Raw genomic sequence first — 11,010 nt, 5'->3', positions numbered from 1 at the left:
CGGTGGTATCGTGACCGGGTGCGGATCGCTCGCCTCCTCCTTAGCGGCCGCGACGAGACCTTGTCCTAGGCCTTTCTCGTCGCGGAGTTCGTCGCGGGCCTCACACCCCTTCCGAGGAGAAACGCAAACATGAGCACCACCCCGATCGACGGCATCCGGATCCCGGACCGTCCGCGCACCCTGGCCGAGAAGGTCTGGGACGACCACCTCGTGGTCAAGGGTGACAACGGTCAGCCCGATCTCATCTACATCGACCTGCACCTCGTGCACGAGGTCACCAGCCCCCAGGCCTTCGACGGCCTTCGCGCCGAGGGGCGCCCCGTGCGGCGACTCGATCTGACGATCGCCACGGAAGACCACAACACCCCCACGCTCGACATCGACAAGCCGATCGCCGATCTGACCAGCCGCACGCAGATCGACACCCTGCGCCGCAACGCCGAGGAGTTCGGCGTGCGCATCCACTCACTCGGCGACAAGGAGCAGGGCATCGTCCACGTCGTGGGCCCGCAGCTCGGACTCACCATGCCGGGGATCACGGTGGTCTGCGGAGACTCGCACACCTCGACCCATGGTGCATTCGGTGCGATGGCTTTCGGTATCGGCACGAGCGAGGTCGAGCACGTGCTCGCCACGCAGACCCTGCCGCTCAAGCCCTTCAAGACGATGGCGATCACGGTCGAGGGAGACCTCAAGCCCGGCGTCACCGCGAAGGACATCATCCTGGCGATCATCGCCAAGATCGGCGCGAACGGCGGACAGGGCTACGTGCTCGAGTTCCGCGGCAGCGCGATCCGCTCCCTCTCGATGGAGGGGCGCATGACGATGTGCAACATGTCGATCGAGGCGGGCGCCCGAGCCGGGATGATCGCCCCCGACGAGACCACCTTCGCGTACGTCAAAGACAAGCCGCACGCCCCGCAGGGCCAGGACTGGGACGACGCGGTCGCCTACTGGCGGACGCTTCCCAGCGACGAGGGCGCCGTCTACGACGCCGAGGTGTTCCTGGATGCCGCCGAGCTCGAGCCCTTCGTCACCTGGGGCACGAACCCCGGCCAGGGCGTCTCGCTGTCCGACGTCGTTCCGACCCCGGCCGAGATCGCCGACCCCAACGAGCGCGCCGCCGCCGAACGCGCCCTCGAGTACATGGACCTTCAGGCCGGTACGCCGATGAAGCACATCCCCGTGGATGCCGTCTTCATGGGCTCGTGCACGAACAGTCGCATCGAAGACCTCCGCGCCTTCGCCTCGGTCATCCAGGGCCGCACCAAGGCCGAGAACGTGCGGGTCATGGTCGTTCCCGGTTCGGCGCGCGTCCGGCTCGAGGCCGAGGCCGAGGGCCTCGACAAGGTCTTCACCGACTTCGGCGCCGAGTGGCGATTCGCCGGCTGCTCGATGTGCCTGGGGATGAACCCCGACCAGCTGGCTCCGGGAGAGCGCTGTGCCTCGACCTCGAACCGCAACTTCGAAGGGCGCCAGGGCAAGGGCGGACGCACGCACCTCGTGTCGCCTCTCGTCGCCGCGGCCACCGCCGTGCGGGGGACGCTCTCGAGTCCGGCCGACCTCGGCCCTGTCCCCGCAGAGTCCGTTTCGACCGGGGCGGAGGCCTGACATGGAGAAGTTCACGACGCACACCGGTGTCGCCGCGCCCTTGAAGCGCTCGGCGGTCGACACCGATCAGATCATCCCGGCCGTCTATCTCAAGCGCGTCACCAAGACCGGTTTCGACGACGCGCTGTTCGCCAACTGGCGCCAGGATCCGGACTTCGTCTTGAACCAGGACGCCTACCGCTCGGCATCCGTCCTCGTCGCCGGTCCCGACTTCGGAACGGGGTCGAGCCGCGAGCACGCCGTGTGGGCGCTGCGCGACTACGGCTTCCAGGTGGTGCTGAGCCCCAAGTTCGCCGACATCTTCCGCGGCAACTCCGGCAAGCAGGGCCTGGTCACGGGCGTGATCACCGAAGACCAGGTCGAGCAGATCTGGGCGGTGATCGAGGCGAATCCGGGCATCGAGATGACCGTGGACCTTACCGCGAAGACCGCCACGGTGGGCGACCTCCAGGTCTCGTTCGAGATCGACGATTACACTAGGTGGCGGCTTCTCGAAGGGCTCGACGACATCGGGCTCACGCTGCGTGACGAAGACAAGATCACGCAGTTCGAGGCGCGCCGCGAGGCATGGCGGCCGCAGACCCTTCCGGTCCGCTGAGCCCGATCGACCCGATCGGGTCGATCTGCCGCCCCTCGTCCACGAAGTGAGGTCCACCCCCCATGAGCACACTCGTCACCGACTCCGGAGACCAGAACCCCGGACAGCCCGATTGGGAGGCGGCAGAGACTCTCGCGATTCGCGGCGGTCGGCCCCTCCGAGGGACCGTCGAGGTCAAGGGCGCCAAGAACCTGGTGACCAAGGCCATGGTGGCGGCGCTCCTGGGCGAGACCACGAGCACGCTGCGCGACGTACCGATGATCAGCGATGTGAAGGTCGTTCGCTCCCTCCTCGAGGTGCACGGTGTCACCGTGACCGAGGGCGACGAGGAAGGCACGCTCCACCTCGACCCCTCGGGCGCGGTCGCCGCGCACTTCGAAGAGATCGACGCGCACGCCGGCGCGTCGCGCATCCCGATCCTGTTCTGCGGGCCGCTGCTGCACCTGCTGGGCGAGGCGCTCATTCCCGACCTGGGCGGATGCCGCATCGGCGACCGCCCGATCAACTTCCACATGGACGCGTTGCGCGCGTTCGGCGCCGTCGTGGACAAGAGCTACGAGGGCATCCGCATCACGGCCCCCAACGGCCTGCACGGCGCCAACATCACGCTGCCGTATCCGAGCGTCGGTGCGACCGAGCAGGTGCTGCTCACCGCTGTGCGCGCGAAGGGCGTCACCGAGCTGCGCAACGCCGCGATCGAGCCCGAGATCATGGACCTCATCGCGGTGCTGCAGAAGATGGGCGCGATCATCTCGTACGAGCCCAACCGCGTCATCTTCATCGAGGGCGTCGACAAGCTCGTCGGCTACGACCACCGCGCGATCTTCGACCGCAACGAGGCCGCCTCCTGGGCGTGCGCGGCCCTGGCCACCGACGGCGAGATCTTCGCCAAGGGCGCCCGTCAGCAGGACATGCTGACCTTCCTCAACGTGTTCCGGAAGGCCGGCGGATGGTTCGACGTCCGAGAGGACGGCATCCTGTTCCGTCGCGGTGAGGCCCTCAAGCCCGTGATGGTCGAGACGGACGTGCACCCGGGCTTCATGACCGACTGGCAGCAGCCGCTCATCGTCGCTCTCACGCAGGCTCCCGGCACCTCGACCGTGCACGAGACCGTGTACGAGAACCGCCTGGGCTTCACCGAGGCGCTGAACAAGATGGGGGCCGACATCGTCGTGCACCCGAAGGGCATCTCGAGCCCCGACCGCCGCGTTCCTCGACGCGACCTCGAGCAGGCTGCCGTCATCAACGGACCGACGCCACTGCGCGGCGCCGACGTCGAAGTGCCCGACCTCCGCGGCGGCTACAGCTACGTGATCGCGGCTCTCGCGGCCGAGGGCGAATCGACGGTGCGCAACATCGGCATCATCCGTCGCGGGTACGAGAAGTTCCTCGAGAAGCTCACCGCTCTCGACGCCGACTTCGACGTCGTGGGCTGACGCCGGTGGTCTCGAATCCCGAGAAGAGCCGCCCGAGCGCCTTCTGGCCGCTCGCGGCGATCATCGTCCCCCTCACGGGACTCTTCGCCCGGATCGAGATCCGCGGCGCCGAGAACCTCCCGCGCGAGGGAGCGTACGTGCTGGCGCCGAACCACAACTCGGAGTTCGATCCGGTGATCGTCGCGGTCGCCGTCTGGCGGCTGGGCCGCGCCCCCCGGTTCATGGCGAAGGAGAGCCTGTTCAAGGTTCCCGTGCTCGGGGCCGCGCTCCGCGCGACCGGAATGGTTCCGGTACCCCGGGCCTCGACGAGCGCGAACCAGTCGATGAAGGCCGCCGAGCAGATCGCGCGCGACGGGCGCGGCGTCATCGTCTATGCCGAGGGCACCCTCACACGCGACCCCGAGCTCTGGCCGATGCGCGGCAAGACGGGCGCGGTGCGCCTGGCCCTGGCCGCAGACCTGCCGCTCATCCCCATGGCGCAGTGGGGCGTCCAGCAGATCCTGCCGCGCTACGGGAAGCTGAGATTCCCCCGCCGCTCGCACGTGATCGTCGAGTTCGGCCCCGCGATGGACATGAGCGCCTACACGGCGACGCCCACGCAACCGGCCACGCTGACGAAAGCGACCGACGCGATGATGAACGAGGTCACGGCGATGCTCTCCGGCATCCGGGGGCTTCCTGCCCCCGCAGAGCGCTGGAACCCGTCGCAGCACGGGCAGAACGAGACGGGCCGCCTTGAGCCGTAAGAGCGCCCTGCCCGTCGCCGGCCCCAGAGTCGCCGTCGTCGGCGCCGGAAGCTGGGGGACGACCTTCGGCAAGATCCTGGCCGACGGCGGTGCGTCGGTCGTCATGTGGGCGCGCCGCCCGGAGCTCGCGGCCGAGATCACCGAGTCCAAGCGCAACAGCCGGTACCTCTCGGGTATCAACCTCCCACGCACGATGACCGCGACGACGGATCTGGCCCAGGCGCTGAACGGTGCGGAGCAGATCTACCTCTCGGTGCCGAGCCAGTCTCTCCGAGAGAACCTCGCCGCCATCAAGCCGCTCGTCGAGCGCACCGACGTGCCGATCGTGTCGCTCATGAAAGGCGTCGAGAAGTCGACGGGCCTGCGCATGAGCCAGGTTATCGAGCAGGTGCTGCAGTGCGATCCTGCGCGCATCGCGGTGGCATCCGGCCCGAACCTCGCCCTCGAGATCGCGCGCGAGCAGCCGACCGCAGCCGTCATCAGCTCGCTCAGCCCCGAGACCGCCGAGGCCGTGGCCCGTCGCGCGCGCAACCGGTACTTCCGCTCGTTCGTGAACACCGACGTGATCGGCACCGAGTTCGGTGGAGTGCTGAAGAACCTCATCGCGGTGGCCATCGGCATCGTCGACGGCGTCGGGTACGGCGAGAACACGAAGGCCTCGATCATCACCCGTGGCCTCGTCGAGATGACCGACTTCGCGGTCGCGCAGGGCGCGCAGCCCGAGACGCTCCAGGGCCTCGCGGGACTCGGCGATCTCATCGCGACGTGCCAGTCGCCGCTCAGCCGCAACAACACCGCGGGGCGCCTGCTCGGACAGGGCTACGGCTACAAGGAGGTCGTCGCTCAGATGCAGCAGACCGCCGAGGGGCTGGCATCCGTGGCTCCCGTTCTTCAGCTCGCGAAGCAGGTCGGCGTCGACATGCCGATCGTGCAGCAGGTGAAGATGGTGCTCGACGGGACGATGGACCCGCGCGACATCGCACCGCACCTGACGACAGACGACGACCAGCCGCAGGGCGAGAGGACGCAGAATGACCAAACCGGTGGTGGTGGTGCTCTTCGGCGGGCGCTCCAGCGAGCATTCGATCAGTTCCGCCACGGCGGGCGGGGTGCTGCGGGCGATCGACCGTGACCGCTTCCGGGTCATCCCGGTCGGCATCACCCGCGACGGCGCTTTCGTTCTCGAAGACGACGATCCCGACAAGTTCGCGCTGATCCCCGACGCACTGCCCGAGGTGCGCGACAACGGCACGCGCGTTCGCCTGCCCGACTCGACGCTCTCACGCGAGTGGACGGTGACGGATGCCGAGGGCACTCGGTCGCTCGGAGACGTCGACGTCGTACTGCCGATCCTGCACGGACGATTCGGTGAGGACGGGACGGTGCAGGGTCTGCTCGAGCTGCTCGGCATCCCGTACGCCGGCGGCGGTGTGCTCATGTCGGCGATCGGCATGAACAAGCACGTGACCAAGCAGGTGCTCCGCGCGGCGAACGTGCCGGTCGTGCCGTGGGTGGCGGTCACCCGCGCCGACCTCGCCCGCGACCGCGAGCTGTGGGAGCGGCGTATCCGCGCGCTCGACCTGCCGGTGTTCGTGAAGCCGAACGAGGCCGGATCGAGCGTGGGCGTCACGAAGGTGTCGCGCTGGGAAGACCTGGATGCCGCTTTGGACACCGCTTTCGCCGAAGACGGCCTGGTGCTGATCGAAAAGGCGATCGTCGGACGCGAGGTCGAGTGCGGCGTGCTTCCCGGGCGCGACGGCGGACCGGTGCGCGTGAGCGTGGCCGGCGAGATCGTGGTGACGGGCCGCGAGTTCTACGACTTCGAGGCCAAGTACCTGGGAGCCGCGGGCGTCGACCTCGTGTGTCCCGCCGACCTGCGCGAGGGCGAGCTGGGGGAGATGCAGCGCATCGCCGCCCAGGCGTTCGAGGCGATCGGCGGTCAGGGCCTTGCTCGCGTGGACTTCTTCTACACCGGCACCGAGTTCTATGTGAACGAAGTCAACACGATGCCCGGGTTCACCCCGATCTCGATGTTCCCCACCTGCTGGATCGCCTCGGGGCTGTCGTATCCCGACCTCATCACCGACCTGCTCGACGCGGGGCTCGCGAAGGCCTGAGCCACGGCTCGGTCCGTCGTGCACACCGGCGGGCCGGGTCGGCGGCGCGCCGTGGCCGGGGCCGGTGACGCCGGTGCGTCGGGGATCGTCCCGCGGCTGTGCACGCGGGGGTCGGACGCGGCGCGCGCTACGGCGTCGGACTCGGCGAGGGCGTGGCGTCGGATGCCGAGGTGCACACGGCGCCCGTCGACGGCAGGTATTGGCTGATCAGCGGTCCGAGGGCCTGCGCCACATCGGCGCTGCTGGCCTCCTTGTAGTCCAGGTAGACCTGGACCGCGGGGCTGCGCCCGAACGTCGTTAGTGTGTACCGGTTCTCGGCTGCCTGCGACTCGTCGACAAGCCAGTCCACGCCGTTGAACGGGCGACACGGCAGGGTGGACGGGCCGGGGGTCTCGAGCCCGCACGTCATGAGGATCGCGGTGGGATCTCCCCACGCACCGGTCGACTGCGCATCGGTCCAGCGACGGTTCTGCCCCGAGATCGTCTGGGGCAGTCGCGAGGTGATCTCGGCGCACGCCGGGTCGTTCGCGTTCTTGGCCGGCTGCATCGCGACCGTGGTGCTGCACGCCGCGAGCCCGGGGAGGAGGGTGGCGGCGGCGAGGAGCGCGAGGAGGCGGGAGGAGCGGGGCACCCCTCCAGGCTAATAGCGTGGGGGAGTGACCGACGCCGAGACCACCCGTGCAACCACTGTGGGCGACCTGAGCGAGGGGCAGATCCTGCGCGGCATCCTGGACCGTCTTCCGCCGTCGACCGCCCCGGTCGGGCCCGGTGACGATGCCGCTGTGCTGTCTGTCCCGGACGGGCGGGTCGTGGCGACGACCGACACGCTCGTGCACGGGCCCGACTTCCGGCTGGCGTGGTCGTCGCCGTTCGATCTCGGCTTCAAGTCCGCGGCGGTGAACCTCGCCGATGTCGCCGCCATGGGTGCGCGCCCGATCGCTCTGCTCGTCGCGCTCGCGATGCCCGACGACACGCCGATCTCCTTCGTCCGCGGGTTCGCCGACGGTCTCGCCGCCGCCTGCGCGGAGCTCGCCCCCGACTGCGCGGTCGAGGGCGGCGACCTCACCGTCTCGGACACCCTGACCATTGCCGTGACGGCCCTGGGGAGCCTCGACGGGCGCGAGCCCGTGCGCCGCTCCGGTGCCCGCGTCGGAGACGGCGTCTACGTGATCGGCGAGCTCGGCGAAGCCGCGAGGGGACTCGAGGTGCTGTTCGGGCGGTTCCGGGATGCCGACGGTACTCCCCTCGTGATCACGCCCGAGGCCCGGGCGGCGCTCGGTGCCGACGACGCGCGCGGGCTGGCTCGCCAGCTCACACCGCGACCGCCGATCGCGGGGGCGTTGCGCGCCGCGGACGCGGGGGCCACCGCGATGATGGACATCTCCGATGGTCTCGTCCTCGACGCAACACGCATGGCCGATGCCTCGGGGGTCACGATCGCCCTCGACTCCGCGACCCTCGGCGACGACCCCGACCGGGCGCTCGGCGGGGGAGAGGACCACGGGTTCCTCGTGACGTTCGCCGCCGAGGCGCGCCCGCTGGGCCGTCGCGTGGGAACGGTCGTGGCACGCAGGAGCGAAGCCGTCACCGTCGACGATCGGCGCTGGTCGGGCCGGGGCGGTTGGGATCCGTACCGCGACTGGGACGCCGGCCGCGGCTGAGGGATCAGTCGCTCTGCGGTCGTCCCCACCACATCGTGGTGTCGCCGTAGGCGCGGTCGCGCTCGGCCTCGAGTCCCGCGGCGGCCCACTCGGGAGCGGCGGATCGTTTCGCCCGCTCGACGATCACCGTGGCGTCGGGGTGCAGGCGCGGCGCGAGCGCGACGAGCGCTTTCGTGAGCTCGTCGTCGGCGAGGTCGTAGGGCGGATCGAGGAAGACGAGGTCCCATTCGAGAACGGATGCCGAGAGGAACGTCGTGACGTTCGCCTTGTGCACGCGCGCGGGGGCGGTGACGCCGGCCGTCTTCACCCGTTCGGCGTTCTTGCGGATGAGGGCCGCGGCGGGCGCCGACAGTTCGACGAGGTCCGCCGAAGCGGCGCCGCGGCTGAGGCTCTCGAGCCCCAGGGCGCCGGAGCCCGCGAAGAGATCGGCCACGCGCGCGTCGTCGAGCAGGCCCGCGGATTGGAGAGCTCCGAAGAGCGACTCGCGGACGCGGTCGCTCGTGGGACGGGTGCCCTTGGGTGGGACGTCGAGGACCGTGCCTCCGGCCCGGCCCGAGATGATGCGCGTCACCTCTCCAGCCTAGGGTCCTCGGCGCGGCGGTCCCGTGCGCGCGCGCGAACGGCGATGTCCGAGGGCCTGCCTAGACTCGGAGCATGCCCGGATTCTCGCTCGCGTCGCGCCTGGACGGCGCCATCGGCGGCAAGACCGCGACGGCATTCGAGAAGGCGTTCGGCGTGAAGACGGTGGGCGAGCTGCTCGAGCACTACCCCCGGCGCTATGCCCGTCGGGGTGAGCTCACGCCCATCGATTCCCTCCCGCTCGGGGAGCCGGTCACGATCGTCGCCGAGGTGGTCAGCGCGAACGAGCGTCGCATGCAGAACCGCCGCGGCTCCCTGCTCGAAGTCGTCATCAGCGACGGAGACGGGCGCATGTCGCTGACCTTCTTCAATCAGCCCTGGCGCTTGAAAGACCTCACTCCGGGGCGCCGCGGCATCTTCTCGGGCAAGGTCGGCGAGTACCGCCGCCAGACGCAGCTGACGAACCCCGACTATGAGCTGTTCGACGACATCGCCGAGGCTCGTGCCGAGGCCGAGGTGACGGCGAAGCGGCCCATCCCGATCTATCCCGCGACGAGCTCGATCCCGAGCACGCTCGTGCAGAAGACCATCTCCCTCGTGCTCGACGGACTCGGAGAGGTCGAAGACCCTCTGCCCGACGACCTGCGAGCCCGCCGCGGTCTCCTCCCCGCGCGCGCGGCGCTCGAGCAGATCCATCGCCCCGAGACCGACGACGACATCCCGCCCGCGGTCGCGACCCTGCGCATGCATGAGGCTTTCGTTCTGCAGACAGCCCTGCTCCAGCAGCGGCAGTTCGTGCGGGCTCTGTCGGCGACGAAGCGGCCGGCGGAGGCCGGCGGTCTGCTCGAGCGGTTCGATGCCATCCTTCCGTTCGAATTGACCGCCGACCAGCAGAGCGTGGGAGCTCAGCTCGAGGCCGACCTCGTGGCCGATTGGCCCATGAACCGTCTCGTTCAGGGTGAGGTGGGTTCGGGCAAGACGCTCGTGGCGCTTCGCGCGATGCTGCAGGTCGCCGAGTCCGGCGGGCAGTCCGCCCTCATCGCCCCCACCGAGGTGCTGGCCGGTCAACACTTGCGCTCGATCGCCCGCATGCTCGGCCCCGAGCTCGCGCCCGAGATCATGCCGACGCTGCTCACCGGGCAGATGCCCGCCGCCGAACGACGCAAGGCGGCTCTGCGCGTCGCGTCGGGTCAGGCGCGGATCGTCGTGGGGACCCACGCGCTGCTGAGTGCGAGCACCACCTTCGCGGACCTCGGCTTCGTCGTCGTCGACGAGCAGCACCGATTCGGGGTCGACCAGCGCGAGGCGCTGCGCTCCAAGGGAAGCTCCCCGCACACGCTCGTGCTGACGGCCACTCCGATTCCGCGCACGGTGGCGATGACGGTGTTCGGTGACCTCGACGTCTCGACCATTCGCACCATGCCGGCCGGGCGTGCCGGCATCCAGTCCTTCGTCGCGCCGCTGGCCGAGAAACCCGCGTGGTTCGCCCGTGTGTGGGATCGCGTCGCCGAAGAGGTCGCGTTGGGCCGCCAGGCCTTCGTCGTGTGCGCCGCCATCGACTCCGACCAGCTCACCGCCGACGAGAAGACCGACGAACCCGCCGATGTGCCCGCTGCCGCGGCCGAGGGAGCGCGCACCCGGTGGGGTGTCGTTCAGGTCGAGGCGCTTCTGTCACGGTTGCCCACGTTCGACGGCATCCGCGTGCAGATCCTGCACGGCAAGATGCCCTCCGACGAGAAAGACTCCGTCATGCAGGCCTTCGCGCGCGGCGACATCGACGTGCTGGTCGCCACCACCGTGATCGAGGTCGGCGTCGATGTGCCGAACGCGTCGACCATGGTCATCCTCGAGGCTGACCGCTTCGGCGTCTCGCAGCTGCATCAGCTGCGCGGGCGCGTCGGCCGGGGCGGCCTCCCGGGCCTGTGCCTGCTGGTGACCGAGGCCGCGCCGGGTACGTCGGCGCGCTCTCGCGTCGAAGCCGTGGCTGCGACGCTCGACGGGTTCGCCCTCGCCGAGGTCGACCTCGAGCTGCGCGGAGAGGGAGACGTGCTCGGCGGCGCGCAGTCGGGGGCCCGTTCGTCGCTGCGTCTGTTGCGCGTCGTCACCGACGCCGATCTCATCACCGAGGCCCGCGCCGAGGGTGAGAGGCTTCTCGCCGACGATCCGGCTCTGCTTCGGCATCCCGGCCTCGCCGCAGCACTCGAACGGCGCGTGGGTGTCGAGGAGCGCGCCGCTCTGGCGAAGTCCTGACCATCGGGTCGT

The 11,010-nt window shown here is 69.8% G+C and carries 10 protein-coding genes; 8 read left to right on the top strand and 2 right to left on the bottom strand.

Translation table 11 applies throughout. The annotated features are described in order from the left end of the window. The first annotated feature begins 129 nt into the window (after positions 1-129). The 6 genes from leuC (at position 130) to NE358_RS09320 (ending at position 6,508) form a co-directional block, all read left to right on the top strand. Positions 130-1,611: a 3-isopropylmalate dehydratase large subunit gene (gene leuC, locus NE358_RS09345; RefSeq protein WP_289937905.1), complete on the top strand. Its 1,482-nt coding sequence runs from the start codon at positions 130-132 to the stop codon at positions 1,609-1,611. A gap of 1 nt (position 1,612) precedes the next feature. After that, complete coding sequence (leuD, locus tag NE358_RS09340) at positions 1,613-2,209, top strand: 3-isopropylmalate dehydratase small subunit (protein WP_103208865.1); 597 nt, start codon at positions 1,613-1,615, stop codon at positions 2,207-2,209. A gap of 62 nt (positions 2,210-2,271) precedes the next feature. Next, positions 2,272-3,645, top strand: coding sequence for a UDP-N-acetylglucosamine 1-carboxyvinyltransferase (gene murA / locus NE358_RS09335; RefSeq protein WP_289937901.1), 1,374 nt, complete (start codon positions 2,272-2,274; stop codon positions 3,643-3,645). A gap of 5 nt (positions 3,646-3,650) precedes the next feature. Further along, the gene (locus tag NE358_RS09330) at positions 3,651-4,391 is read left to right on the top strand and encodes a lysophospholipid acyltransferase family protein (protein WP_103208868.1); all 741 of its coding nucleotides are present in this window, start codon (positions 3,651-3,653) and stop codon (positions 4,389-4,391) included. Beyond that, positions 4,381-5,523: an NAD(P)H-dependent glycerol-3-phosphate dehydrogenase gene (locus NE358_RS09325; protein WP_141378296.1), complete on the top strand. Its 1,143-nt coding sequence runs from the start codon at positions 4,381-4,383 to the stop codon at positions 5,521-5,523. The genes NE358_RS09330 and NE358_RS09325 overlap by 11 nt, the downstream gene beginning before the upstream one ends. Continuing rightward, entirely contained in the window at positions 5,423-6,508 is a 1,086-nt protein-coding gene (locus NE358_RS09320; protein WP_289937896.1) for a D-alanine--D-alanine ligase family protein, read from the top strand. Before NE358_RS09325 ends, NE358_RS09320 begins: the two co-directional genes overlap by 101 nt. Before the next feature lie 127 nt (positions 6,509-6,635). Here the strand turns inward: NE358_RS09320 and NE358_RS09315 are convergent, their stop codons facing one another. After that, on the bottom strand, positions 6,636-7,139 hold the full coding sequence (locus NE358_RS09315) for a DUF3515 family protein (RefSeq protein ID WP_103208875.1): 504 nt from the start codon (positions 7,137-7,139) through the stop codon (positions 6,636-6,638). A gap of 25 nt (positions 7,140-7,164) precedes the next feature. On the opposite strand from NE358_RS09315, the gene thiL reads away from it, so the two are divergent. Next, a complete protein-coding gene (thiL, locus tag NE358_RS09310) occupies positions 7,165-8,169 on the top strand; it encodes a thiamine-phosphate kinase (protein WP_289937893.1) in 1,005 nt (334 codons plus the stop codon). A gap of 4 nt (positions 8,170-8,173) precedes the next feature. On the opposite strand, the gene rsmD is transcribed toward thiL, so the two are convergent. Further along, positions 8,174-8,740 (bottom strand): 16S rRNA (guanine(966)-N(2))-methyltransferase RsmD, encoded by a 567-nt coding sequence (gene rsmD / locus NE358_RS09305; RefSeq protein WP_289937892.1) that lies wholly within the window; start codon positions 8,738-8,740, stop codon positions 8,174-8,176. A gap of 83 nt (positions 8,741-8,823) precedes the next feature. Here rsmD and NE358_RS09300 point away from each other — a divergent pair, with 83 nt between their 5' ends. Next, positions 8,824-10,998, top strand: a complete 2,175-nt coding sequence (locus tag NE358_RS09300) for an ATP-dependent DNA helicase RecG (protein ID WP_103208880.1) — start codon at positions 8,824-8,826, stop codon at positions 10,996-10,998. Positions 10,999-11,010: the final 12 nt, after the last annotated feature.

The sequence above is a fragment of the Sphingomonas sp. G5 genome (assembly GCF_052660795.1).
This window is presented reverse-complemented; position numbering and strand designations above follow the sequence as displayed.

Bases quoted from the DNA above. Each gene is read 5' to 3' on its own strand.
- murA (WP_289937901.1), top strand. From the start codon at position 2,272: ATGAGCACACTCGTCACCGACTCCGGAGACCAGAACCCCGGACAGCCC.
- leuC (WP_289937905.1), top strand. From the start codon at position 130: ATGAGCACCACCCCGATCGACGGCATCCGGATCCCGGACCGTCCGCGC.
- NE358_RS09300 (WP_103208880.1), top strand. From the start codon at position 8,824: ATGCCCGGATTCTCGCTCGCGTCGCGCCTGGACGGCGCCATCGGCGGC.
- NE358_RS09320 (WP_289937896.1), top strand. From the start codon at position 5,423: ATGACCAAACCGGTGGTGGTGGTGCTCTTCGGCGGGCGCTCCAGCGAG.
- leuD (WP_103208865.1), top strand. From the start codon at position 1,613: ATGGAGAAGTTCACGACGCACACCGGTGTCGCCGCGCCCTTGAAGCGC.